Raw genomic sequence first — 22,469 nt, forward strand, 5'->3', positions numbered from 1 at the left:
CTTCTGGGGGCCGCAAGGCGGCCCCCATTGGGTCAACGCAACCCGCGCTGCAGTTCGTCGAGGTCGCGGATGTACTTGAACACCTTGCGCGCAGCGGCAGGCGGCTTGTTCCGCGCCTTCTCGTGCTGGGCATGGCGGACCAGCGAGCGCATTTGCTGGCGATCGGTTTCGGGGTACTCGTTGACGAAACGTTCGAGGTCTTCGTCGTTACCGTCGATCAGGCGGTCGCGCCAGCGTTCCAGTCCGTGGAAGCGCTCGTTGTACTGGCGAGTCGAGCTGTCCATCTGTTCGAGCAAGGCGTGGATGGCATCCAGGTCCTGTACGCGCATCAGCTTGCCGACGAACGACATGTGGCGTTTACGGGCGCCATGAGCCGTGTGCTTGCTGGCCTCGGCCAGCGCCTTGCGCAGCTCGTCGGTCAACGGCAGGCGCGCCAGGGTATCGGCCTTGAGCGTGGTAAGGCGCTCGCCGAGTTCGACCAGTGCATGCAGTTCGCGCTTGATCTGGGTTTTGCTTTTTTCGCCGTCGAAGGCGTCGTCGTTTGAATCAACCATGGTGGCAGTCCGCTAGAAATCGCCGCCATGATAACCAGTCGGGGGCCGCTTGTCCGGCCCGGTCGTAGAATGACCCCAAGCCGTACGCAGAATTTGATTGGAGAGAACCATGAGTGCAGTCCAGAGCGTGGGTCCGAAAGACCTGCCAGCATTGCAGGAGCAGGTCGAGGCAATCATTGCCGAGGCGCGCCGCCAGGGGGCCAGTGCCTGCGAAGTGGCAGTGTCGCTGGAGCAGGGCCTGTCCACAACGGTACGCCAGCGTGAGGTTGAGACCGTCGAATTCAACCGTGACCAGGGCTTTGGCATCACCCTTTACGTTGGCCAGCGCAAAGGTTCGGCCAGCACCTCGGCCAGTGGCCCGGACGCAATTCGCGAAACCGTCGCTGCGGCATTGGCCATTGCCAAGCATACGTCCGAGGACGAATGTTCCGGCCTGGCCGATGCAGCGCTGATGGCCCGCGACATCCCGGATCTGGACCTGTATCACGACTGGGATATCGAGCCCGAGAAGGCCATCGAGATGGCCCTGGCCTGCGAGGCTGCGGCATTCGATGCCGACCCGCGCATCCTCAACGCAGATGGCACCACCCTGAATACCCATCAAGGCTGTCGCGTGTACGGCAACAGCCATGGCTTTATCGGTGGTTACGCTTCGACCCGGCACAGCCTGAGTTGCGTGATGATCGCCGAAGGCGACGGGCAAATGCAGCGTGACTACTGGTATGACGTGAACCGCCAAGGCAACCTGCTGGCCGACCCGCGTAGCATCGGTGTTCGCGCTGCCGAGCGTGCCGCCAGCCGCCTGGGCGCGCGCCCGGTGCCCACCTGCGAAGTGCCGGTGCTGTTTTCCGCCGAACTGGCTGGTGGCTTGTTCGGCAGCTTCCTTTCGGCGATTTCCGGCGGCAATCTTTACCGCAAATCGTCGTTCCTTGAAGGGACCATTGGCCAGCGCCTGTTCCCCTCCTGGCTTACCCTCGACGAGCGCCCGCACATTCCGCGAGCACTGGGCAGCGCCGCGTTCGATGGTGATGGCCTGGCGACCTATGCAAAGCCGTTCGTCGACAAAGGCGAGCTGGTGTCGTACCTGCTGGGCACCTATTCCGGGCGCAAGCTGGGCTTGCCAAGCACGGCCAACTCGGGCGGTGTGCATAACCTGTTCGTCAGCCACGGCGTCGAAGACCAGGCGGCCCTGATCCGTCGTATGGGTCGCGGCCTGCTGGTTACCGAACTGATGGGGCACGGCTTGAACATGGTGACGGGGGATTACTCCCGGGGTGCGGCAGGATTCTGGGTCGAAAACGGCGAGATCCAGCATGCCGTGCAGGAAGTGACCATCGCCGGCAATATGAAGGACATGTTCCAGCAAATTGTGGCGATTGGTAGCGATCTCGAAACGCGTAGCAATATCCATACGGGGTCTGTGCTGATCGAGCGGATGACTGTAGCGGGTAGCTAATCCGTTCGAGATTCCTCAGCAAATCAGAAGACCCGGCCCTGTGCCGGGTTTTTTGTTTCATCACCTTTTTCTTGAAGTGATTCTGTTTATCACTTAATAATGAATATCATTATCCAGTAACCCGGCGATGATGTTCATGAAACCCGTCCTCCGCGAACTGCCCTACCTGGAAAACTGGCGCTGGCTCAGCCGGCGCATCCGCTGTGCGCTCGAACCCGACGAGCCGCGCCTGATCGAGCATTACCTGGCCGAGGGCCGCTATCTGGTGTGCTGCACCGAGACCTCGTCATGGACGGTGGCACTGACCTCTTTCCGCCTGCTGCTGGATACCGCCTGCGACCGTATGTTGCCCTGGCATTGGCGCTGCCTGTGCCTCGACCAGGCCTGGCGACCACTGTTGGACCTGCGCAATCTCGACCGCCATGAACAGAACCAGCGCTGGCAGCCCTACGCCCTGCAGTTGGCCAATTGCCGCCTGCTGCCGTCGATTTCTCCCGATGACCTGATGCAAGGATTTGATGATGAGTGATACCCGTATCGAGCGTGACAGCATGGGCGAACTGCAGGTGCCGGCCCAGGCCCTGTACGGTGCCCAGACCCAGCGCGCGGTCGACAACTTCCCAGTCAGCGGCCAGCGCATGCCAGCCCAGTTCATTCGCGCGCTGCTGCTGGCCAAGGCGGCCGCCGCCAAGGCCAACATCGAGCTGGAGCAACTGTCCGCCGCGCAGGGCGATGCCATCGTCAAGGCGGTCGAGCAACTGCTGAGCGAGGATTTCATCCAGCACTTCCCGGTGGATGTGTTCCAGACCGGTTCCGGCACCAGTTCGAACATGAACGCCAACGAGGTGATCGCCACCTTGGCCAGCCGTGTACTGGGCGATGCGATAAACGCCAATGACCACGTCAACTGTGGCCAGAGCAGCAACGACATCATTCCGACCACTATCCACGTCAGCGCGGCCTTGGCCCTGCACGAGCAGTTGTTGCCGGCCCTGAGCCACCTGGTGCAGGTGATCGAGACCAAGTCGGCGCAAGTGCATCAGTATGTGAAGACTGGCCGTACCCACTTGATGGACGCCATGCCGGTGCGCATGAGCCAGGTGCTGGATGGCTGGGCCGCGCAGATCAACGGTGCCAAGGCACACATCGTAGCGACCCTGCCGAGCCTGCAGGCGCTCGCTCAGGGCGGCACCGCCGTGGGGACCGGCATCAACGCCCACCCACAGTTCGCGGCCGGTTTCGCCCGCCAGCTCAGCGGCCTGACCCAGGTCGAGTTCACCCCGGGCCAGAACCTGTTCGCCCTGATCGGCTCGCAGGACACCGCCGTGGCGCTGTCTGGCCAGCTCAAGACTACCGCCGTGGCGCTGATGAAGATCGCCAACGACCTGCGCTGGATGAACTCCGGCCCGCTGGCTGGCCTGGGCGAAATCGAGCTGCAAGGCCTGCAGCCTGGCTCCTCGATCATGCCAGGCAAGGTCAACCCGGTGATTCCGGAAGCCACCGCCATGGTTGCTGCCCAAGTGATTGGCAACGACGCCACCATCGCTGTCGCTGGCCAGTCCGGCAACTTCGAGCTGAACGTGATGCTGCCGGTGATCGCCCGCAACCTGCTGGAAAGTATCGAGCTGATGGCCAACGTCAGCCGCCTGCTGGCCGACAAGGCCATCGCCACGTTCAAGGTCAACGAGGGCAAGCTCAAGGAGGCCTTGGCGCGCAACCCGATCCTGGTCACTGCGCTGAACCCGATCATCGGCTACCTCAAGGCTGCCGAAATCGCCAAGACCGCCTACAAGCAGGGCCGCCCGATCATCGATGTGGCGCTGGAGCACACCGACCTGTCGCGTGACCAACTGGAAGCGCTGCTGGACCCGGAAAAACTCACCGCCGGCGGTATCTGACCCTGCGTCACCGCTCAGGAGGCAACCATGCAGCACTGGAAACGCACCACGGAAACCGCCAACCGCCTGTTCGAACAAGGCGAGCTGGTTGACGCCCGGGAACATTACCTGCAGGCCCTGGCCCTCGCCCAGGTGCTGTTCGAGCGCTGGCATGATGTCGACGAAGCGGTGGCTGCATTTGTCATCGCCCACCACAACCTGGCCGACCTGCACCTGCGCCTGAACCAGCCGCACGAGAGCGCCGACTACCTGTGCGCCGCTCACCAACGGCTGTTGCAGGCCAGCCAGGAGGCGCGCTTGCCCCAAGCGCTGCGTGACGCAGCCTTGCGCCACAGTGGGCGCACCTACACCGAGTTGCTGAGTTTCATCGCCGAATACGGCCAGTACCCACGTACCGAGCGTCTGCTCAACCGCCATAACGCCGGGGCCAGCGAACTCGCTGCCCAGCCGGATGTGGCGCCCAGAACCCAAGCCTACGGAATTCACTGACATGCCGCATACCTTGCCTGCTTTGCCTTACGCCTACGATGCGCTGGAACCGCACATCGATGCGCAGACCATGGAGATCCACTACACCAAGCATCACCAGACCTACGTCAACGGCCTCAACGCCGCCATCGAAGGTACCGAGTGGGCCGAATGGCCGGTGGAAAAACTGGTCGGCGCCGTCAAGCAGCTGCCAGAAAACCTGCGTGGCGCAGTGACCAACCACGGTGGCGGGCACGCCAACCACAGCCTGTTCTGGACCGTCATGTCGCCCAAGGGCGGTGGCGAGCCTGTGGGCCAGCTGGCGCAAGCCGTCACTGCACAATTGGGCGGTTTTGATGCCTTCAAGGATGCTTTCACCAAGGCTGCGCTGACCCGTTTCGGCAGCGGCTGGGCCTGGCTCAGCGTAACACCGCAGAATACCCTGGTGGTCGAGAGCAGCGGCAACCAGGACAGCCCGCTGATGCACGGCAACACGCCGATCCTCGGGCTGGACGTGTGGGAGCACGCCTACTACCTGAAGTACCAGAACCGTCGTCCGGAATACATCGGTGCCTTCTACAACGTCATTGACTGGGCGGAAGTGGAACGTCGTTACCTCGAAGCCCTGAAGTGAGTCAGACCGGTATGCGCTCAGAGGTAATGTCTGTCAGCAGTGTGCGCCTGTTCCGCCTGGCGCTTGGGACCTTGCTGTTGCTGGTCGGCACCGCGCTGCTGGTGGCGCGAGGCCTTGCCTGGCTGGACCTGGAGCCACGCATGCTGCGTGCGCTGGAAGGCGGCGCATTGTGTGCGCTGGGGACGGCGCTGGGCGCGGTACCGGTACTGGTCATTCGCAACATGCCGGTGGCGTTGGCCGATACGCTGCTGGGCTTTGGCGCTGGCGTAATGCTGGCGGCCACCGCGTTTTCCTTGATCATTCCGGGGCTGGACGCCGCTCAGTCCATCGGTTTCAGCCCTTGGGGCGCGGGTGGTCTGATCAGCTTTGGCCTGATGTTCGGTGCGCTGTGCCTGTTTCTGGTTGACCTCAAGGTGTCTGGCGCCTCGCCGGAAGCACTGGTCGGCACCGGCAATCAGCCAGTGATTGCTGCGCGCATCTGGCTGTTTGTCATCGCGATCATCGCGCACAACATCCCTGAAGGCATGGCTATTGGTGTGTCGGCCGGTGGTGGAATGGCTGACGCCGACAGCCTGGCCATGGGTATTGCCTTGCAGGATGTGCCTGAGGGTCTTGTCATTGCGCTGGTGTTGGCAGGGGCGGGCATGCCGCGCTTCAAAGCCTTCCTGATCGGTGCTGCTTCAGGTTTGGTCGAGCCGGTAGCTGCAGTGATCTGTGCCTGGTTGGTGAACATCGCCGAACTGCTGCTGCCGCTGGGCCTGGCCTGCGCGGCGGGGGCGATGCTGCTGGTAGTCACCCAGGAAATCATCCCGGAATCACGCAGCAACGGCCATCATCGTCTGGCCAGCCTGGGGCTGTGTATCGGGTTCTGTTTGATGATGGTGATGGATACCGCGATGTCCTGATCTGGCCTCATCGCCGGCAAGCCTGCTCTCACAGGTATTTCACCCGGCTTGCGGCCTGTGCTGTACCTGTGGGAGCAGGCTTGCCGGCGATAGGGCCGGTACAGTCAACCTAGGCCCAAGCGGTTTATTCGCCTTCGTCGAAGAAGTTATTGATCAGCTCGACCAGCGCATCCATCGCGTCGTTGTCCTGCTCACCCTCGGTCAGCAGGTGAACCTGTGTGCCTTTTCCGGCCGCCAGCATCATCACCGCCATGATGCTCTTGCCATCCACCAGCTTGTCCGGCGCGCGGCCAACCCTGACTGCGCAGGGGAAGCGGCCGGCCACGCCGACGAACTTCGCTGCCGCCCGGGCATGCAGGCCCAGCTTGTTGATGATGGTGATTTCGCGGGCGGGCATCGTGGGGCGGATCCTTGGGCTTAGAGGTCGCGGTGGCGGACCTGGACGTTTTTCAGGGATTGCTGCAGCAACTGGCCAAGGCGTTCGGTGATGTACACCGAGCGGTGGTGGCCGCCGGTGCAGCCGATAGCAATGGTGACGTAGGCGCGGTTGCTGGCGGCGAAGCGGGGCAGCCACTTGAGCAAGTAACTGGAGATGTCATTGAACATGTCTTCGACGTCCGGCTGTGCGGCCAGGTAGTCGGCGACCGGTTGATCAAGGCCGGAGTGCTCGCGCAGTTCGGGCTTCCAGTAGGGGTTGGGCAGGCAGCGTACATCGAATACCAGGTCGGCATCGACTGGCATGCCGCGCTTGAAACCAAACGACTCGACCAGGAAGGCTGTACCGGGCTCGGGTTGGTTGAGCAGGCGTAGCTTGATCGAATCCCGCAGTTGATACAGGTTGAGGCTGGTGGTGTCGATCTTCAGGTCTGCCAGATCGGCAATTGGCCCTAGCAGCTCGCTCTCCACGCGAATGGCTTCTGCCAGCGAACGGTTGGCATTGGTCAGCGGGTGGCGTCGGCGGGTTTCCGAGAAGCGCTTGAGCAGCATGTCCTCTTCGGCATCCAGGAACAGCACGTCGCACTGGATATTCCGCGCTCGCGCTTCTTCGAGTAGCTCGGGGAAGCGGGTGAGGTGGCTGGGCAGGTTGCGCGCATCGATTGACACGGCAACCTTGGGTTGCAGTAATTCCGTGTTGATCAGTGCCTCCTCCGCCAACTGCGGAAGCAGCCCGGCGGGAAGGTTGTCAATGCAGTAGAAACCGTTGTCTTCCAGGACATCGAGGGCGGTGCTCTTGCCGGAGCCGGACCGGCCGCTGACGATGATCAGGCGCATGTTCAGTGCTCGTTCTGTACGTCCAGGACAACCTGGTACAGGGCCTCGTTACTGCTGGCGGCACGCAGACGATCACGAACCTCTTTGCGATCGAGCATGCTGGCGATCTGACGCAGCAGTTCCAGATGGGCATCGGTGGCGGCTTCAGGCACCAGCAGGACAAACAGCAGGTCCACGGGTGCGCCATCGATAGCGTCGTAATCAATAGGTGCTTCAAGGTGCAGCAGGGCGCTAACCGGCGCCGAGCAGCCTTCAAGGCGGCAGTGCGGAATGGCGATGCCGTTGCCGAAACCGGTCGAGCCGAGTTTTTCCCGGGCGACCAGTTTTTCGAAGACGTCTTGCATCTCCAGTTCTGGCACTTGTTCGGCGATGACGGTGGCGACCTTTTCCAGGGCGCGCTTTTTACTGCCGCCCGGCACGTTCACGAGGGAACGGCCGGGGGTCAGGATGGTTTCAAGTCGGATCATGGATGAGGGGGATCAGCGGGCAGCTGCACCTTGCAGCAGGCTTTGCTGTTTTTCCTTGTGTTTTTTCAGTTGGCGGTCGAGCTTGTCGGCCAAGGCGTCGATCGCTGCATACATGTCTTCGTGTTCGGCGTTGGCAACCACTTCGCCGCCGGGAATCTGCAGGGTCGCCTCGACCTTCTGCTGCAGCTTCTCGACTTTCATGATGACCTGCACGTTGGTGATCTTGTCGAAGTGACTTTCTACGCGGGCGAGCTTTTCAAGCACATAATCGCGCAGTGGTTGGGTGACTTCTACATGCTGTCCACTGATATTGACTTGCATACAGCTTCTCCTTTGTTGCCCGTGCATAAAGAGGCAGGTCTTGCACCTACCCCGCAAACGCTGTGGCACATCTCAGGGGCTACATCAGTCGCTTGCGCTCGCTCGACGGTGCGATGCCGAGGGACTCGCGGTACTTGGCGACGGTGCGACGGGCTACCTGGATGCCTTGTGCCTCCAGTAAACCAGCGATCTTGCTGTCACTCAATGGCTTTTTCTGATTTTCCGCCGCAACCAGTTTTTTGATGATCGCGCGGATCGCCGTGGACGAGCATTCTCCGCCTTCGGAGGTGCTGACGTGGCTGGAGAAAAAGTATTTCAGTTCGTAGATACCACGCGGGGTGTGCATGTATTTCTGCGTGGTAACCCGCGAAATGGTCGACTCGTGCATGCCTACCGCCTCGGCGATGTCGTGCAGCACCAACGGCTTCATTGCTTCGTCACCATGGTCGAGGAAACCGCGCTGGTGCTCGACAATCTGCGTGGCAACCTTCATCAGGGTTTCGTTGCGGCTTTGCAGGCTCTTGATGAACCAGCGCGCTTCCTGCAACTGGTTACGCATGAAGGTGTTGTCGGCGCTGGTATCGGCACGGCGTACGAAGCCTGCGTACTGCGGGTTGACGCGCAAGCGCGGGATGGCTTCCTGGTTCAGTTCCACCAGCCAGCGGTCGCTGTCTTTGCGCACGATAACGTCGGGCACCACATACTCGGGCTCGCTGGACTCGATTTGCGAGCCCGGGCGCGGGTTGAGGCTTTGTACCAGTTCGATCACCTGGCGCAGCTCGTCTTCCTTGATTTTCATGCGCCGCATCAGCTGGCTGTAATCACGGCTGCCGAGCAGGTCGATGAAATCGGTGACCAGGCGCTTGGCTTCGGTCATCCAGGGGGTGCTCGCCGGCAACTGGCGCAGTTGCAGCAGCAGGCATTCGCCCAGGTTGCGGGCGCCAACACCCGCTGGCTCGAACTGCTGAATGCGGTGCAGCACCGCTTCGACTTCGTCGAGCTCGATGTCCAGCTCCGGGTCGAAACCGGCGCAGATTTCCTCGAGGGTGTCCTCCAGGTAGCCCTGGCCGTTGATGCTGTCGATCAAGGTGACGGCGATCAGGCGGTCGGTGTCGGACATCGGCGCCAGGTTCAACTGCCACAGCAGGTGGCTCTGCAGGCTCTCGCCGGCGGATGTGCGGGTGGTGAAATCCCACTCGTCGTCATCGTTGCTCGGCAGGCTGCTGGCGCTGGTCTGGTAGATGTCTTCCCAGGCGGTATCAACTGGAAGCTCGTTGGGGATGCGCTCGCTCCACTCACCGTCTTCCAGGTTGTCGGCACTGACGGTGCTCTCCTGGAAGCTGTTGTCCTGGGCTTCGGCGGCCGGCTTGTTCTCGGCGTTGTCCGCCATCGGGTCGCTGTTGTCGAAGTCGTCGCCGTCTTCCTGACGTTCGAGCATCGGGTTCGACTCCAGCGCTTCCTGGATTTCCTGTTGGAGGTCCAGGGTGGAAAGCTGGAGCAGGCGGATGGCCTGTTGCAACTGCGGTGTCATCGTCAGTTGCTGGCCCATTTTTAGGACGAGCGATGGTTTCATGGCTGGGGCTTAATACCTTGTTCGCCGGCGCGCATGCGCCATCCACTACACGAGGGCGCCGGAGCGCCAGATCAAGCAAGTTTTATGCCTTAAATTGTAGCGTTTGCCTAGAGCACTGTAACAACTTTAACCCCGGTTTCAGGGCGATTTGCCGGTACTCCAGGCATGTATCGGGGTCAGAGACGGAACTCGTGGCCCAGGTAAACCTCTTTGACCAGGTCGTTGGCCAGGATGGTTTCGGCATCGCCTTCTGCGATCAGGCGGCCATCATTGACGATATAGGCGGTTTCGCAGATATCCAGGGTCTCGCGCACGTTGTGGTCGGTGATCAATACACCGATGCCCTTGGCCTTGAGGTGGTGGATGATCTGCTTGATGTCGCCGACCGAAATCGGGTCGACACCGGCGAAGGGTTCGTCCAGCAGAATGAACTTGGGGGCGGTCGCCAGGGCGCGGGCGATCTCGACACGGCGGCGTTCACCACCGGACAGGCTCATGCCAAGGTTGTCGCGAATATGGCTGATGTGGAATTCCTGCAGCAGGCTTTCCAGTTCTTTGCGGCGCCCTTCGCGGTCGAGTTCCTTGCGAGTCTCGAGGATGGCCATGATGTTGTCGGCCACCGACAGCTTGCGGAAGATCGAGGCCTCCTGCGGCAGGTAGCCAATGCCTGCGCGGGCGCGACCGTGCATGGGCTGGTGGCTGACATCGAGGTTATCGATAAGCACACGCCCCTGCTCGGCCTGGACCAGCCCGACAATCATGTAGAAGCAGGTGGTCTTGCCGGCGCCGTTGGGACCGAGCAGGCCAACGATCTGGCCGCTGTCGATCGACAGGCTGACGTCACGTACGACCTGCCGCCCCTTGTAGCTCTTGGCCAGGTGCTGGGCTTTGAGGGTTGCCATTTACTCGGCCTTCTTCTTGGGCTGGATCACCATGTCGATACGCTGACGCGGTGTGGTCACGTTACCACCGCGACCGGCAGTCGCCACCTGGGTCTGGGTGTTGTAGACGATTTTCTCGCCTTCGGTGGTGTTGCCCTCGTTCTCGACCTTGGCACGGTCGGTGAGGATCACCAGGTCTTTTTGCGACTGGTACTGGATGGTCACGCCCCAGCCTTTCATCTTGTCCGGCTTGGCCGCGCTCTGCTGCTGCTCGAAGTAGGCCAGGTTGCCCACCGAGGTCACCACGTCGATGTCGCCAGAGGCGGAACGGGTGATGGTCACGGTGTTGCCTTTGATCATCATCGAACCTTGGGTGATGATCACGTCGCCGGTGTAGGTGGCCACGCCTTGCTTGTCGTCCAGGTGGGCGTTGTCGGCCTGGATGCGGATAGGCTGGTCACGGTCATTCGGCAGGGCGAGGGCGCTCGCGCTTCCCAGTGCTGCGCTCAGGCTGAGCAAAAGGGGGAGGGTTTTAACGAGCCTCATACTGTCCTCTTACGTTAGAGAGCAAGTCCATCTTGCCTTCTTTCAAATACGCTTTCATTCCTTTGCCCGTAGTAGTGCCACCGGCGCCGTCGATTCTAACGGCTTGCTCGGTCTGCGCATATTGCTTCTGCGGGAACACAGTCATGCGTGAGCTGGTAATGATGGTTTCGCGCTGCTTTTCGTCAGTGCGGGCAACCCGTACCTTGTCGATCAGTTCGACCTCGGTACCGTCCGGGTTGACCTCGGCGCGGGTGCTCTGTACATGCCACGGGTATTCGGTGCCGCGGTACATGTGCAGGTCCGGCGTGGTCAGCAGGGTGATTTCACTGGCCTTGAGGTGTTCGACCTTGTCGGCGGTCATTTCGTACTGCAGCTTGCCGTCGGGCAGAAACTGCACACTGTGGGCGTTGATCGCATAGTAGTCGATGGCGCTCTCATCGACCTGGCTTACCGGCTTGTCGAGGAAGCTTTCCGGGCTGACATTCCAGTAGCCGATCGCCACCAGCAGGGCAGCGATCACTGCGAGCAGCGCAGCATTGCGGGCTTTCTTGCTGAACATGGGCAGCCTTACAGGTAATTGGCGTTGGCAGCGTCCAGGGTGCCCTGGGCCTGCATGATCAGTTCGCAGAATTCACGGGCCGCACCTTCGCCGCCGCGTGCCTGGGTCACGCCGTGGGCGTGCTGGCGAACGAACGGCGCGGCGTTGGCCACGGCCATGCCCAATGCTACCCGACGAATGACCGGCAGGTCCGGCAGGTCGTCGCCCAGGTAGGCCACTTGATCATAGCTTAGGCCCAGTTCGGCGAGCAGGCCGTCAAGCACGACCAATTTGTCCTCTCGGCCTTGGTACAGGTGCGGGATGCCGAGGTTTCTGGCCCGGCGCTCGACCACCGGGGTCTTGCGGCCGCTGATGATCGCGGTGGTCACGCCCGAATTCATGAGCATCTTGATGCCCTGGCCGTCGAGGGTGTTGAAGGTCTTGAATTCGCTGCCGTCTTCGAGGAAGTACAGGCGCCCGTCGGTGAGCACGCCGTCCACGTCGAACACTGCCAGCTTGATGTGCTTGCCGCGTTGCATGAGGTCCTGGTTCATTCCATCGCTCCTTACATTACGCCGGCGCGCAACAGGTCGTGCATGTTCAGGGCACCGGTCGGGCGGTCTTCGCGGTCCACCACCACCAGGGCACCGATCTTGTGGTCTTCCATGATCTTCAGGGCTTCTGCGGCAAGCATTTCGGCGCGTGCCGTCTTGCCGTGCACGGTCATGACCTGGTCGATCAGGGTGGTGTGCACGTCGATGTTGCGGTCCAGGCTACGGCGCAGGTCGCCGTCGGTGAAGATCCCGGCCAGCTTGCCGTCAGCTTCGACGATGACGGTCATGCCCAAACCTTTGCGGGACATTTCAAGGAGTGCGTCCTTGAGCAGGGTGCCGCGGGGCACCTGGGGCAGTTCGTCGCCGCTGTGCATCACGTTTTCGACCTTCAGCAGCAGGCGTCGGCCCAGTGCGCCACCCGGGTGCGAGAAGGCAAAGTCCTCGGCGGTGAAACCGCGGGCTTCGAGCAACGCGATGGCCAGGCAGTCCCCCAGCACCAGCGATGCCGTGGTAGAGGAGGTGGGCGCCAGGTTCAGTGGGCAGGCCTCTTGTTCGACGCGGGCGTCGAGGTTGACCTCGGCGGCCTGGGCCAGGGGCGAGTCCGGGTTGCCGGTCAGGCTGATCAGCTTGATGCCCAGGCGCTTGATCAGGGGCAGCAGGGTGACGATCTCGGCAGTGCTGCCTGAATTCGACAGGGCAAGGATGACATCCTCGCGGGTGATCATGCCCATGTCGCCATGGCTGGCTTCGGCCGGGTGCACGAAAAATGCGGGTGTGCCGGTGCTGGCCAGGGTGGCGGCGATCTTGTTGCCGATGTGCCCTGACTTGCCCATGCCGACCACGACAACCCGGCCCTTGCAGGCCTGGATCAGTTCGCAGGCCTTGACGAAATTGTCGTCGATGCGCGCCAGCAGGGCCTCTACGGCCTCGAGTTCCAGGCGCAGGGTGCGTTGGGCGGATTGGATCAGCTCGCTGGATTGGCTCATGTCGAAAAAGCAATGCCTGATGAAAAGGCCGCGATTATACGCGCAATGACGAAAACCCTCACCCTTTCGATTGCTGTGGCGAATGTCAGCAAAGCCTGTCACAGGGCTGAACGACTCGTTGCCTGGCCTTGGGGCGGCGCTGTCAGCGGTGCTATAGTTCGCCGCTATTCGGCCTGCCAGGGGGGGCGTGTGCCTTCCTGATGGAGGCCGGCGTCCATTAGGACGAGGCTGCACTAGCAAGGAGTCCAGATGAGTGTGGATAGCGCCTACGCGGTCGAGTTGAAGGGGGTTACCTTCAAACGCGGTTCGCGCAGCATTTTCAGCAACGTCGACATTCGCATCCCGCGCGGCAAGGTCACCGGCATCATGGGGCCATCGGGTTGCGGCAAGACCACGTTGCTCCGCTTGATGGGCGCGCAGTTGCGCCCCTCCAGCGGTGAGGTATGGGTTGCCGGGCAAAACCTGCCGACGCTGTCGCGCAGCGACCTGTTCGACGCCCGCAAGCAGATGGGGGTGCTGTTTCAGAGCGGCGCGCTGTTCACCGACCTCGATGTGTTCGAGAACGTCGCGTTCCCGCTGCGCGTGCATACCCAGCTGTCGGACGAAATGATCCGTGACATCGTGTTGATGAAGCTGCAGGCCGTGGGCCTGCGCGGTGCCATCGACCTGATGCCTGACGAGTTGTCTGGCGGCATGAAACGTCGCGTGGCGCTGGCCCGGGCAATTGCCCTGGACCCTCAGATCCTCATGTACGACGAACCGTTCGTCGGCCAGGACCCGATCGCCATGGGCGTGCTGGTGCGCCTGATCCGTCTGCTCAACGATGCGCTGGGCATTACCAGCATCGTGGTGTCCCATGACCTGGCAGAAACCGCCAGCATTGCCGACTACATCTATGTGGTGGGGGACGGCCAGGTGCTGGGCCAAGGCACGCCTGATGAGCTGATGGGCTCGGACAACCCGCGGATTCGCCAGTTCATGAAGGGCGACCCGGACGGCCCGGTACCCTTCCACTTTCCTGCGCCTGATTACCGCGCCGACCTGCTGGGGGCGCGTTGATGCGCAGAAGATCCTTACTCGAACGTGTCCGCCTGCTGGGTCGCTCGGCGATCGACGTGCTGGCGGTTCTGGGGCGTTCCTGCCTGTTCCTGTTCCATGCACTGATCGGCCGTGGCGGCATCGGCGGCGGTTTCCAGTTGCTGACCAAGCAGCTGTATTCAGTGGGCGTGCTGTCGCTGGCGATCATCGTCGTGTCCGGGGTGTTCATCGGCATGGTGCTGGCGCTGCAGGGCTACAGCATCCTGACCAAATACGGTTCTGAGCAGGCGGTGGGGCAGATGGTCGCCCTGACCCTGTTGCGTGAGCTTGGCCCGGTGGTGACGGCGTTGCTGTTCGCCGGCCGTGCCGGTTCGGCGCTGACAGCTGAAATCGGCAACATGAAGTCAACCGAGCAACTGTCGAGCCTGGAAATGATCGGCGTCGACCCGCTCAAGTACATCGTCGCGCCTCGCCTGTGGGCCGGTTTCATCTCGCTGCCGCTGCTGGCGCTGATCTTCAGCGTTGTCGGTATCTGGGGTGGGTCGTGGGTGGCCGTGGACTGGCTGGGTGTGTATGAGGGCTCGTTCTGGGCCAACATGCAGAACAGTGTTTCCTTCACCGACGACGTGCTCAACGGGCTGATCAAGAGCCTGGTGTTCGCCTTCGTCACGACCTGGATCGCCGTATTCCAGGGGTACGACTGTGAGCCCACCTCAGAAGGGATCAGCCGTGCCACCACCAAGACCGTGGTCTATGCCTCGTTGGCAGTGCTGGGTCTGGACTTTATTCTGACCGCCTTGATGTTTGGAGATTTCTGATGCAAAACCGCACCCTGGAAATCGGTGTCGGCCTTTTCCTCCTGGCCGGGATCTTGGCGCTGCTGCTGCTGGCCCTGCGTGTCAGCGGGCTGTCGGCCAGCCCGAGCAGCGATACCTATAAAGTTTATGCGTATTTCGACAATATCGCCGGTTTGACGGTCAGAGCTAAAGTGACCATGGCCGGTGTGACCATCGGCAAGGTTACCGCCATCGATCTGGACCGTGATTCCTACACCGGTCGGGTGACCCTGCAACTGGACAAGTCGGTTGACAACCTGCCGACCGACTCCACTGCATCGATCCTGACCGCCGGTTTGCTTGGCGAGAAGTACATCGGCATCAGCGTGGGCGGTGAAGACGAAGTGCTCAAGGACGGCGCGACCATCCACGACACCCAGTCGGCACTGGTGCTGGAAGATCTGATTGGCAAGTTCCTGCTCAACTCCGTTGGCAAGGAACCGAAAGAAGCGCAACCGGCTAATTAAGGAGTTTCCATGATTTCCATTCTGCGACGCGGCCTGCTGGTTCTGCTGGCGGCTTTCCCCCTGCTGACCCTGGCTGCGCAGACGCCGCACGACGTGGTTCAGGGCACGACCACTGAACTGCTCGGCGACCTCAAGGCCAACAAGGAGCAGTACAAGTCCAACCCCAACGCCTTCTACGATTCGCTTAACCGCATTCTCGGCCCGGTGGTGGACGCTGACGGGATTTCCCGCAGCATCATGACCGTCAAGTATTCGCGCAAGGCTACCCCGGAGCAGATGCAGCGCTTCCAGGAAAACTTCAAGCGCAGCCTGATGCAGTTCTATGGCAACGCCCTGCTCGAATACAACAACCAGGGCATCATCGTCGATCCGGCCAAGGCCGACGACGGCAAGCGCGCCAGTGTCGGCATGAAGGTCACCGGCAACAACGGTGCCGTGTACCCGGTGCAATACACCCTGGAAAACATCGGCGGCGAGTGGAAGGTGCGTAACGTCATCGTCAACGGCATCAACATCGGCAAGCTGTTCCGTGACCAGTTCGCCGATGCCATGCAGCGCAACGGCAACGACCTGGACAAGACCATCGATGGTTGGGCCGGCGAAGTGGCCAAGGCCAAGCAGGCTGCCGACAGCTCCCCGGAGAAGACCGTCAAATGAGTGAGGCCGCTGTAAGCATGGCCGAGCCGGGCGTACTGTGCCTGGCTGGCGTGCTGGACTACCGCAGCGGGCCGGTCCTGCGCAAGCAGGGCAAGGCGCTGATCTCGGCTTGCCGCGAGGCGCAGCTGGTGCTCGATTGCTCGGCGGTGCAACATTCCACCAGTGTCGGCCTGTCGCTGCTGCTGGCATTCATGCGCGATGCCCAGGCCGCCGGTAAAGGCTGCCAGGTGCGAAGCATGCCTGACGATATGCGGGAAATTGCCGGGGTCTATGACCTCGACGAAGTGCTGGCAACCTAATGGCCAAGCACGGATGATGGCCCCTCGGTCAGCGAAGCCCTCGTTGGGCTTCGCAGGCGAGGGGCTTTTTTGTATGATGGCCGACCCGTGCGCATCGGGCGCCGATTGAGGTTGAGCATGCAGGCCGTAGAAGTTAAAAGCTTCCTTGAAGAGAAATTGCCGGGTTCCCGGGTCGAAGTTGAAGGCGAAGGCTGCAACTTCCAGTTGAACGTGATCAGCGACGAGTTGGCTGGCCTGAGCCCGGTCAAACGCCAGCAGGCGATCTATGCTCACCTGAATCCGTGGATCGCCAATGGCAGCATCCATGCGGTAACCATGAAATTTTTCAGCAGCGCAGCCTGGGCTGAGCGCACCTGAGCCAACTTGGCGGCGAGATTCCAATGGACAAACTGATTATTACTGGCGGTGCTCGCCTTGACGGCGAGATCCGCATTTCGGGCGCGAAAAACGCTGCCCTGCCGATTCTGGCGGCGACCCTGTTGGCAGACGGCCCGGTCACCGTGGGCAATCTGCCGCACCTGCACGACATCACCACCATGATCGAGCTGTTCGGGCGCATGGGCATCGAGCCTGTGATCGACGAAAAGCTGTCGGTGGAGATCGACCCACGCACCATCAAAACCCTGGTAGCGCCTTACGAACTGGTCAAGACCATGCGCGCCTCGATCCTGGTGCTGGGCCCGATGGTCGCCCGTTTCGGTGAGGCCGAAGTGGCCCTGCCAGGCGGTTGCGCCATTGGCTCGCGCCCGGTCGACCTGCACATCCGCGGCCTTGAAGCCATGGGTGCGAAAATCGAAGTCGAAGGCGGTTACATCAAGGCCAAGGCGCCTGAAGGCGGCTTGCGCGGTGCGCACTTCTTCTTCGACACCGTCAGCGTGACCGGTACCGAGAACATCATGATGGCCGCTGCTCTGGCCAGGGGCCGCAGCGTGCTGCAAAACGCCGCGCGCGAGCCGGAAGTGGTCGACCTAGCCAACTTCATCAACGCCATGGGCGGCAAAGTTGAAGGCGCGGGTACCGACACCATCACCATCGATGGCGTCGAGCGCCTGCACTCGGCCACTTACCGTGTGATGCCGGACCGTATCGAGACCGGTACCTACCTGGTTGCTGCTGCCGTGACCGGTGGTCGCGTCAAGGTCAAGGACACCGACCCGACCATCCTTGAGGCCGTACTGGAAAAACTCAAGGAATCCGGCGCCGACATCAACACAGGTGAAGACTGGATCGAACTGGACATGCACGGCAAGCGGCCAAAAGCCGTTAACCTGCGTACCGCCCCGTACCCGGCATTCCCGACCGACATGCAGGCGCAGTTCATTTCGCTGAACGCTATTGCCGAAGGCACTGGCGCGGTGATCGAGACCATCTTCGAAAACCGCTTCATGCACGTTTACGAAATGCACCGCATGGGCGCGCAGATCCAGGTCGAAGGCAACACGGCCATCGTCACTGGCGTCAAGGCACTCAAAGGTGCCCCGGTCATGGCCACCGACCTGCGTGCTTCCGCCAGCCTGGTGCTGTCGGCGCTGGTTGCCGAAGGCGATACCCTGATCGATCGCATCTACCACATCGACCGTGGTTACGAGTGCATCGAAGAGAAACTGCAGATGCTCGGCGCGAAAATCCGCCGCGTACCGGGCTAGTAGCCCGCCGGTGCAAGGATGCACCTTTCGAATTGAATGCGGCCAGGTCGATGACCTGGCCGGCAGTAGCCGCTTAAGGACCGACGTTCCAATGTTGACCATCGCGCTTTCCAAAGGCCGTATTCTCGACGATACCCTGCCGCTGCTGGCCGAGGCCGGCATCGTGCCGACCGAGAACCCGGACAAGAGCCGCAAACTGATCATCCCTACCACGCAGGAAGATGTGCGCCTGCTGATCGTGCGTGCCACCGACGTGCCGACCTATGTCGAGCATGGTGCCGCCGACCTGGGTGTGGCCGGCAAGGACGTGCTGATGGAGTACGGCGGCCAGGGCCTGTACGAGCCACTGGACCTGCAGATTGCCCAGTGCAAGCTGATGACTGCTGGCGCAGTGGGTGCTCCTGAGCCCAAGGGCCGCCTGCGTGTTGCCACCAAGTTCGTCAACGTAGCCAAGCGCTACTATGCCGAGCAGGGCCGCCAGGTCGACATCATCAAGCTGTACGGCTCGATGGAGCTGGCACCGTTGATCAACCTCGCCGACAAGATCATCGACGTGGTCGACACCGGCAACACCCTGCGTGCCAATGGCCTGGAGCCCCAGGAACTGATCGCCACGATCAGCTCGCGCCTGGTGGTCAACAAGGCCTCCATGAAAATGCAGCACGCCCGTATCCAGAGCCTGATCGACACGCTGCGTCAAGCGGTCGAATCGCGACACCGCGGCTGACTCCTGCGCGCGGCCTTCGCTGTCGCGCCCGTCTATCCGCGTCATAGCCACTTTTCTCGGGTGCCCGCGCGGATGGACTGGTAGCCTAGGGCGCCTGAGCATTCGCTAATAATCGAGGCCCTCGCCATGACCGTGTCCACTGCAATTGCCCGTCTCAACGCCGCTGATCCGGATTTCGCCCGACATCTGGATCATCTGCTGAGCTGGGAAAGTGTGTCCGATGACGCGGTCAACCAGCGCGTGCTCGACATCATCAAGGGCGTGCGTGAGCGCGGCGATGCGGCACTGGTGGAATTCACCCAGCGTTTCGACGGCGTTGACGCCAAGTCGATCGATGACCTGATCCTCAATCGTGAACGCCTGGAGCTGGCGCTGACCCGCATCACCCCGGCCCAACGCGAAGCCCTGGAAAAGGCCGCCAACCGTGTGCGCATGTACCACGAGCGGCAGAAACAGGACTCCTGGCAGTACACCGAGGCCGATGGCACCGTGCTTGGTCAGAAAGTCACCCCGCTGGACCGTGCTGGCCTGTATGTACCAGGCGGCAAGGCGTCGTACCCGTCGTCGGTGCTGATGAACGCCATCCCGGCCAAGGTTGCCGGTGTGGCCGAGGTGGTGATGGTGGTGCCGACCCCGCGTGGCGAGGTCAACGAACTGGTGCTGGCGGCCGCCTGCATTGCCGGTGTCGACCGAGTGTTCACTGTCGGCGGTGCCCAGGCAGTCGCCGCGCTGGCCTACGGCACCGAAAGCGTGCCACAGGTGGACAAGATCGTCGGCCCGGGCAACATCTACGTTGCCACCGCCAAGCGCCATGTGTTTGGCCAGGTAGGCATCGACATGATCGCCGGTCCGTCGGAAATTCTCGTGGTATGTGACGGCCAGACCGACCCGGACTGGATCGCCATGGACCTGTTCTCCCAAGCCGAGCACGACGAAGACGCCCAGGCCATCCTGGTCAGCCCGGATGCCGCGTTCCTCGACCGCGTTGCCGCCAGTATCGACAAGCTGATGCCGACCATGGAGCGTGCCGAGATCATCGAGAAGTCGATCAATGGCCGTGGTGCGCTGATTCAGGTGCGTGACATGCAACAGGCCATGGACGTGGCTAACCGCATTGCACCGGAGCACCTGGAGCTGTCGGTGGCCGACCCGCAAGCCTGGCTGCCGCACATTCGCCATGCTGGCGCGATCTTCATGGGCCGTCACACCAGCGAAGCGCTGGGCGATTATTGTGCCGGCCCCAACCATGTGCTGCCGACCTCCGGTACCGCACGTTTCTCGTCGCCGCTGGGGGTGTATGACTTCCAGAAGCGTTCGTCGATCATTTTCTGCTCCGAGCAGGGTGCCTCCGAGTTGGGCCACACCGCATCGGTCCTGGCGCGTGGCGAGTCGCTGACTGCCCACGCCCGCAGCGCTGAATACCGTATCCTGACCCAAGAGAAGGGGAACTGAGCATGAGTCGATTCTGGAGCCCCTTCGTCAAGGACCTGGTGCCTTATGTGCCGGGCGAGCAGCCCAAGCTGGCCCGCCTGGTCAAGTTGAACACCAACGAAAACCCCTACGGCCCATCGCCCAAGGCGCTGGAGGCCATGCGCGGCGAGCTGAACGACAACCTGCGCCTGTACCCGGACCCGAACGGTGATCGGTTGAAGCAGGCGGTTGCCGAGTATTACGGCGTAACGCCGGCCCAGGTATTCGTCGGCAACGGCTCGGATGAGGTGCTGGCGCACATCTTCCACGGTCTGTTCCAGCACGATGCACCGCTGTTGTTCCCGGATATCAGCTACAGCTTCTACCCGGTTTATTGCGGCCTGTACGGTATCGCTTTCGAGCAGGTGGCGCTGGATGACCAGTTCCAGATCCGCATCGAGGACTACAAAAAGCCCAACGCCGGCATCATATTCCCCAACCCCAATGCGCCGACCGGCTGCCTGATGCCCTTGCAGGCTGTCGAGCAGTTGCTGCAGGCCAACCGTGATTCGGTGGTGGTGGTCGATGAGGCTTACATCGATTTCGGCGGCGAGACAGCCATCAGCCTAGTGGACCGCTACGACAACCTGCTGGTCACCCAGACGCTGTCGAAGTCGCGCTCGCTGGCCGGCCTGCGGGTTGGCCTGGCGGTGGGGCACCCGGATTTGATCGAGGCGCTGGAGCGAATCAAGAACAGCTTCAACTCCTACCCGCTGGACCGTGCGGCGATCGTAGGCGCGGCGGTGGCGTTCGAGGACCGCGAGTACTTCGAGGAAACCTGCCGCAAGGTGATCGACAGCCGCGAGGTGTTGGTCGGGCAGTTGCAAGCAAAGGGCTTTGAAGTGTTGCCATCGGCTGCCAACTTCATCTTCGCACGGCACCCGCAGCAGGATGCCGGTGAGCTGGCAGCACGCCTGCGCGAACAGGGCGTGATCGTGCGCCACTTCAAGCAGGCACGCATCGCCCAGTTCCTGCGCATCACCATCGGCACGCCAGAGATGAACCAGGCGTTGCTCGACGCGTTGAACTGAGGCATTGTCGGGCGCGCTTCCACCAAGAGCGCGCCCGGCTCAATAGCTGTTTTCTTCGATAACAAACGCTTTGCCAGCCGGCCGGTTGCGCACTGCCGCCGGTATTCCATCGAGTACCAGCACATAGTCGTTCTCTTGCCCCATGCCATCGGGATCAGTCCATTGCCCGTCCTTGGCCGGTACCTGCGCAACCACATGCTCGTTCTTGATTATCGTCAGGTATCCACTGGCATTGCTGTTCCAGCGTACCCGCCCCTTGGCCTCCTCGACCCGCAGCTTGCGCACACCGGTGTCACCCAGCAACGGCGTGCCGTCCAGTAGCCATTCTGGTAACAGCTTCAAGCCCATGTGCCGCAATAGGGTAGGGGCGACCGAGGTTTGCGCGGGCAGGCTGTACAGGTGGTTCGGCCCAGGGTTTTCCGCCGGGATACTGGGTTGCGTAAGCTCCAGGTTCAATGGCTTGTTGCTGGCAATGAAGGTGGTTTTTTCCTGCTCCGACATACCGCCGTGCGCTTTGCCCCAATAATCCCGCCCATGGTCCGTGCTGACGATCACCAGCCAGTCTTCTTGCGGGTTCAGGCGCTGACGCGCGTTGACCTTGTCCAGCAACTGCCCGATCTGGCTGTCGAGCGTGCGCAACGACCGTTGATAGCGTTCTCCAAAGCCACTGTCGTGCCCAACCTGGTCCGCTTCATCCAGTTGAATGAAGGTGAAGTCGGCGGGTGTATCGTCCAGGATCTGAAGCGTTCGCGCGATGACTCGCGCATCTGATAAACCACTCTCACGTACATCGGCGCCATGGGCATCTTCCAGCAGATAGGCCGTGTTCAGCGGTGACCAGCCGACCACGCTGGACAGGTAGGCATTGGGCATGTCCAGGCGCAGCCGTTTGAACACGCTGGGAAACGCCGGGTCTACCCGCAATGACTCGGCGTTCGAGCCAACGCCATGCTTGTTGCTCCACACGCCGGTCAGTAACGTGACCCAGCCGGGGCCACTCAAGGTCGGTTGCTCGCTGGCCTTGCCATTGATGCCGCCAGCGTAGGCCTTGCCGTAATGCAGCCGCTGCTTCAGGTTGGTGGCGTCACCCAGTTGCAGGTAATGCTCCAGTTGCACGCCATCGAGGCCGATCAACAAGGCCTTGGGGCGGCTCGGGTGTTGGGCGGGTTCGCAACCCGGCAATATGGCCAGGAGCAGCAGTAACAGCAGGCTCGTCAGTCGCATGTAAGTACGCCCTTGAAAGTA

Annotated in this window: 28 protein-coding genes; 16 read left to right on the top strand and 12 right to left on the bottom strand. The window is 61.7% G+C overall.

All coding sequences use genetic code 11. The annotated features are described in order from the left end of the window. Positions 1 to 32: 32 nt before the first annotated feature. Positions 33 to 554, bottom strand: coding sequence for a ribosome biogenesis factor YjgA (gene yjgA / locus QQL85_RS01690; RefSeq protein WP_284354910.1), 522 nt, complete (start codon positions 552 to 554; stop codon positions 33 to 35). A 109-nt stretch (positions 555 to 663) separates the two neighbouring features. On the opposite strand from yjgA, the gene pmbA reads away from it, so the two are divergent. The 6 genes from pmbA (at position 664) to QQL85_RS01720 (ending at position 5,915) form a co-directional block, all read left to right on the top strand. Then, entirely contained in the window at positions 664 to 2,010 is a 1,347-nt protein-coding gene (gene pmbA / locus QQL85_RS01695; protein ID WP_284354911.1) for a metalloprotease PmbA, read from the top strand. 127 nt (positions 2,011 to 2,137) lie between these two features. Next, positions 2,138 to 2,539, top strand: a complete 402-nt coding sequence (locus tag QQL85_RS01700; RefSeq protein WP_284354912.1) for a FagA protein — start codon at positions 2,138 to 2,140, stop codon at positions 2,537 to 2,539. Then, the gene (locus tag QQL85_RS01705) at positions 2,532 to 3,908 is read left to right on the top strand and encodes a class II fumarate hydratase (protein WP_284354913.1); all 1,377 of its coding nucleotides are present in this window, start codon (positions 2,532 to 2,534) and stop codon (positions 3,906 to 3,908) included. Before QQL85_RS01700 ends, QQL85_RS01705 begins: the two co-directional genes overlap by 8 nt. A 27-nt stretch (positions 3,909 to 3,935) precedes the next feature. Next, positions 3,936 to 4,397 carry a hypothetical protein gene (locus tag QQL85_RS01710; protein ID WP_284354914.1) on the top strand — a complete coding sequence of 154 codons (462 nt, stop codon included), beginning with the start codon at positions 3,936 to 3,938 and terminating at the stop codon, positions 4,395 to 4,397. A 1-nt stretch (position 4,398) separates the two neighbouring features. Next, the gene (locus QQL85_RS01715) at positions 4,399 to 5,010 is read left to right on the top strand and encodes a superoxide dismutase (protein ID WP_284354915.1); all 612 of its coding nucleotides are present in this window, start codon (positions 4,399 to 4,401) and stop codon (positions 5,008 to 5,010) included. An 11-nt stretch (positions 5,011 to 5,021) separates the two neighbouring features. After that, positions 5,022 to 5,915 (top strand): ZIP family metal transporter, encoded by an 894-nt coding sequence (locus QQL85_RS01720; protein ID WP_284354916.1) that lies wholly within the window; start codon positions 5,022 to 5,024, stop codon positions 5,913 to 5,915. 124 nt (positions 5,916 to 6,039) lie between these two features. Here QQL85_RS01720 and QQL85_RS01725 read toward each other — a convergent pair whose 3' ends face one another. The 10 genes from QQL85_RS01725 to QQL85_RS01770 form a co-directional block, all read right to left on the bottom strand. After that, positions 6,040 to 6,312, bottom strand: coding sequence for an HPr family phosphocarrier protein (locus QQL85_RS01725; RefSeq protein ID WP_105946930.1), 273 nt, complete (start codon positions 6,310 to 6,312; stop codon positions 6,040 to 6,042). Between the two features lie 20 nt (positions 6,313 to 6,332). Further along, entirely contained in the window at positions 6,333 to 7,187 is an 855-nt protein-coding gene (gene rapZ / locus QQL85_RS01730) for an RNase adapter RapZ (protein ID WP_284354917.1), read from the bottom strand. 2 nt (positions 7,188 to 7,189) lie between these two features. Further along, positions 7,190 to 7,654, bottom strand: coding sequence for a PTS IIA-like nitrogen regulatory protein PtsN (gene ptsN, locus QQL85_RS01735; RefSeq protein ID WP_284354918.1), 465 nt, complete (start codon positions 7,652 to 7,654; stop codon positions 7,190 to 7,192). A gap of 12 nt (positions 7,655 to 7,666) precedes the next feature. Next, entirely contained in the window at positions 7,667 to 7,975 is a 309-nt protein-coding gene (hpf, locus tag QQL85_RS01740; RefSeq protein WP_003255135.1) for a ribosome hibernation-promoting factor, HPF/YfiA family, read from the bottom strand. Between the two features lie 79 nt (positions 7,976 to 8,054). Beyond that, a complete protein-coding gene (locus QQL85_RS01745) occupies positions 8,055 to 9,548 on the bottom strand; it encodes an RNA polymerase factor sigma-54 (RefSeq protein ID WP_284354919.1) in 1,494 nt (497 codons plus the stop codon). Between the two features lie 176 nt (positions 9,549 to 9,724). Then, positions 9,725 to 10,450 carry an LPS export ABC transporter ATP-binding protein gene (lptB, locus tag QQL85_RS01750; RefSeq protein WP_284354920.1) on the bottom strand — a complete coding sequence of 242 codons (726 nt, stop codon included), beginning with the start codon at positions 10,448 to 10,450 and terminating at the stop codon, positions 9,725 to 9,727. Further along, positions 10,451 to 10,975, bottom strand: a complete 525-nt coding sequence (gene lptA / locus QQL85_RS01755) for a lipopolysaccharide transport periplasmic protein LptA (protein ID WP_012270658.1) — start codon at positions 10,973 to 10,975, stop codon at positions 10,451 to 10,453. Next, positions 10,962 to 11,534 (bottom strand): LPS export ABC transporter periplasmic protein LptC, encoded by a 573-nt coding sequence (gene lptC, locus QQL85_RS01760; RefSeq protein ID WP_284354921.1) that lies wholly within the window; start codon positions 11,532 to 11,534, stop codon positions 10,962 to 10,964. Before lptC ends, lptA begins: the two co-directional genes overlap by 14 nt. 8 nt (positions 11,535 to 11,542) lie before the next feature. Next, positions 11,543 to 12,067 carry a KdsC family phosphatase gene (locus tag QQL85_RS01765; protein ID WP_060501748.1) on the bottom strand — a complete coding sequence of 175 codons (525 nt, stop codon included), beginning with the start codon at positions 12,065 to 12,067 and terminating at the stop codon, positions 11,543 to 11,545. A gap of 11 nt (positions 12,068 to 12,078) precedes the next feature. Then, on the bottom strand, positions 12,079 to 13,053 hold the full coding sequence (locus QQL85_RS01770) for a KpsF/GutQ family sugar-phosphate isomerase (RefSeq protein WP_284354922.1): 975 nt from the start codon (positions 13,051 to 13,053) through the stop codon (positions 12,079 to 12,081). Between the two features lie 249 nt (positions 13,054 to 13,302). On the opposite strand from QQL85_RS01770, the gene QQL85_RS01775 reads away from it, so the two are divergent. The 10 genes from QQL85_RS01775 (at position 13,303) to hisC (ending at position 21,224) form a co-directional block, all read left to right on the top strand. Then, complete coding sequence (locus QQL85_RS01775; protein WP_012270662.1) at positions 13,303 to 14,112, top strand: ATP-binding cassette domain-containing protein; 810 nt, start codon at positions 13,303 to 13,305, stop codon at positions 14,110 to 14,112. Further along, on the top strand, positions 14,112 to 14,909 hold the full coding sequence (mlaE, locus tag QQL85_RS01780; protein WP_016713133.1) for a lipid asymmetry maintenance ABC transporter permease subunit MlaE: 798 nt from the start codon (positions 14,112 to 14,114) through the stop codon (positions 14,907 to 14,909). Before QQL85_RS01775 ends, mlaE begins: the two co-directional genes overlap by 1 nt. Continuing rightward, positions 14,909 to 15,394 (top strand): outer membrane lipid asymmetry maintenance protein MlaD, encoded by a 486-nt coding sequence (gene mlaD / locus QQL85_RS01785; RefSeq protein ID WP_010952152.1) that lies wholly within the window; start codon positions 14,909 to 14,911, stop codon positions 15,392 to 15,394. Before mlaE ends, mlaD begins: the two co-directional genes overlap by 1 nt. Before the next feature lie 9 nt (positions 15,395 to 15,403). Next, positions 15,404 to 16,051, top strand: coding sequence for an MlaC/ttg2D family ABC transporter substrate-binding protein (locus QQL85_RS01790; RefSeq protein ID WP_284354923.1), 648 nt, complete (start codon positions 15,404 to 15,406; stop codon positions 16,049 to 16,051). Then, on the top strand, positions 16,048 to 16,350 hold the full coding sequence (locus QQL85_RS01795) for an STAS domain-containing protein (protein ID WP_284354924.1): 303 nt from the start codon (positions 16,048 to 16,050) through the stop codon (positions 16,348 to 16,350). The genes QQL85_RS01790 and QQL85_RS01795 overlap by 4 nt, the downstream gene beginning before the upstream one ends. A gap of 117 nt (positions 16,351 to 16,467) precedes the next feature. Further along, a complete protein-coding gene (locus QQL85_RS01800; RefSeq protein ID WP_003255121.1) occupies positions 16,468 to 16,707 on the top strand; it encodes a BolA family protein in 240 nt (79 codons plus the stop codon). Positions 16,708 to 16,730: 23 nt separating this feature from the next. Further along, positions 16,731 to 17,996: a UDP-N-acetylglucosamine 1-carboxyvinyltransferase gene (murA, locus tag QQL85_RS01805; protein WP_284354925.1), complete on the top strand. Its 1,266-nt coding sequence runs from the start codon at positions 16,731 to 16,733 to the stop codon at positions 17,994 to 17,996. A gap of 91 nt (positions 17,997 to 18,087) precedes the next feature. After that, positions 18,088 to 18,723: an ATP phosphoribosyltransferase gene (hisG, locus tag QQL85_RS01810; protein WP_284354926.1), complete on the top strand. Its 636-nt coding sequence runs from the start codon at positions 18,088 to 18,090 to the stop codon at positions 18,721 to 18,723. 126 nt (positions 18,724 to 18,849) lie between these two features. After that, entirely contained in the window at positions 18,850 to 20,175 is a 1,326-nt protein-coding gene (gene hisD / locus QQL85_RS01815; RefSeq protein ID WP_284354927.1) for a histidinol dehydrogenase, read from the top strand. A 2-nt stretch (positions 20,176 to 20,177) separates the two neighbouring features. Continuing rightward, on the top strand, positions 20,178 to 21,224 hold the full coding sequence (hisC, locus tag QQL85_RS01820) for a histidinol-phosphate transaminase (RefSeq protein ID WP_284354928.1): 1,047 nt from the start codon (positions 20,178 to 20,180) through the stop codon (positions 21,222 to 21,224). A 39-nt stretch (positions 21,225 to 21,263) separates the two neighbouring features. Here hisC and QQL85_RS01825 read toward each other — a convergent pair whose 3' ends face one another. Then, on the bottom strand, positions 21,264 to 22,448 hold the full coding sequence (locus QQL85_RS01825) for an alkaline phosphatase family protein (RefSeq protein WP_284354929.1): 1,185 nt from the start codon (positions 22,446 to 22,448) through the stop codon (positions 21,264 to 21,266). Between the last annotated feature and the right edge of the window lie 21 nt (positions 22,449 to 22,469).

This window comes from Pseudomonas putida (assembly GCF_030159595.1).
Classification (GTDB): Bacteria; Pseudomonadota; Gammaproteobacteria; order Pseudomonadales; family Pseudomonadaceae; genus Aquipseudomonas; species Aquipseudomonas putida_AC.

Coding starts and splice junctions, on each gene's coding strand:
- yjgA (WP_284354910.1), bottom strand. CDS start 554: ATGGTTGATTCAAACGACGACGCCTTCGACGGCGAAAAAAGCAAAACC.
- pmbA (WP_284354911.1), top strand. CDS start 664: ATGAGTGCAGTCCAGAGCGTGGGTCCGAAAGACCTGCCAGCATTGCAG.
- QQL85_RS01700 (WP_284354912.1), top strand. CDS start 2,138: ATGATGTTCATGAAACCCGTCCTCCGCGAACTGCCCTACCTGGAAAAC.
- QQL85_RS01705 (WP_284354913.1), top strand. CDS start 2,532: ATGAGTGATACCCGTATCGAGCGTGACAGCATGGGCGAACTGCAGGTG.
- QQL85_RS01710 (WP_284354914.1), top strand. CDS start 3,936: ATGCAGCACTGGAAACGCACCACGGAAACCGCCAACCGCCTGTTCGAA.
- QQL85_RS01715 (WP_284354915.1), top strand. CDS start 4,399: ATGCCGCATACCTTGCCTGCTTTGCCTTACGCCTACGATGCGCTGGAA.
- QQL85_RS01720 (WP_284354916.1), top strand. CDS start 5,022: ATGCGCTCAGAGGTAATGTCTGTCAGCAGTGTGCGCCTGTTCCGCCTG.
- QQL85_RS01725 (WP_105946930.1), bottom strand. CDS start 6,312: ATGCCCGCCCGCGAAATCACCATCATCAACAAGCTGGGCCTGCATGCC.
- rapZ (WP_284354917.1), bottom strand. CDS start 7,187: ATGCGCCTGATCATCGTCAGCGGCCGGTCCGGCTCCGGCAAGAGCACC.
- ptsN (WP_284354918.1), bottom strand. CDS start 7,654: ATGATCCGACTTGAAACCATCCTGACCCCCGGCCGTTCCCTCGTGAAC.
- hpf (WP_003255135.1), bottom strand. CDS start 7,975: ATGCAAGTCAATATCAGTGGACAGCATGTAGAAGTCACCCAACCACTG.
- QQL85_RS01745 (WP_284354919.1), bottom strand. CDS start 9,548: ATGAAACCATCGCTCGTCCTAAAAATGGGCCAGCAACTGACGATGACA.
- lptB (WP_284354920.1), bottom strand. CDS start 10,450: ATGGCAACCCTCAAAGCCCAGCACCTGGCCAAGAGCTACAAGGGGCGG.
- lptA (WP_012270658.1), bottom strand. CDS start 10,975: ATGAGGCTCGTTAAAACCCTCCCCCTTTTGCTCAGCCTGAGCGCAGCA.
- lptC (WP_284354921.1), bottom strand. CDS start 11,534: ATGTTCAGCAAGAAAGCCCGCAATGCTGCGCTGCTCGCAGTGATCGCT.
- QQL85_RS01765 (WP_060501748.1), bottom strand. CDS start 12,067: ATGAACCAGGACCTCATGCAACGCGGCAAGCACATCAAGCTGGCAGTG.
- QQL85_RS01770 (WP_284354922.1), bottom strand. CDS start 13,053: ATGAGCCAATCCAGCGAGCTGATCCAATCCGCCCAACGCACCCTGCGC.
- QQL85_RS01775 (WP_012270662.1), top strand. CDS start 13,303: ATGAGTGTGGATAGCGCCTACGCGGTCGAGTTGAAGGGGGTTACCTTC.
- mlaE (WP_016713133.1), top strand. CDS start 14,112: ATGCGCAGAAGATCCTTACTCGAACGTGTCCGCCTGCTGGGTCGCTCG.
- mlaD (WP_010952152.1), top strand. CDS start 14,909: ATGCAAAACCGCACCCTGGAAATCGGTGTCGGCCTTTTCCTCCTGGCC.
- QQL85_RS01790 (WP_284354923.1), top strand. CDS start 15,404: ATGATTTCCATTCTGCGACGCGGCCTGCTGGTTCTGCTGGCGGCTTTC.
- QQL85_RS01795 (WP_284354924.1), top strand. CDS start 16,048: ATGAGTGAGGCCGCTGTAAGCATGGCCGAGCCGGGCGTACTGTGCCTG.
- QQL85_RS01800 (WP_003255121.1), top strand. CDS start 16,468: ATGCAGGCCGTAGAAGTTAAAAGCTTCCTTGAAGAGAAATTGCCGGGT.
- murA (WP_284354925.1), top strand. CDS start 16,731: ATGGACAAACTGATTATTACTGGCGGTGCTCGCCTTGACGGCGAGATC.
- hisG (WP_284354926.1), top strand. CDS start 18,088: ATGTTGACCATCGCGCTTTCCAAAGGCCGTATTCTCGACGATACCCTG.
- hisD (WP_284354927.1), top strand. CDS start 18,850: ATGACCGTGTCCACTGCAATTGCCCGTCTCAACGCCGCTGATCCGGAT.
- hisC (WP_284354928.1), top strand. CDS start 20,178: ATGAGTCGATTCTGGAGCCCCTTCGTCAAGGACCTGGTGCCTTATGTG.
- QQL85_RS01825 (WP_284354929.1), bottom strand. CDS start 22,448: ATGCGACTGACGAGCCTGCTGTTACTGCTGCTCCTGGCCATATTGCCG.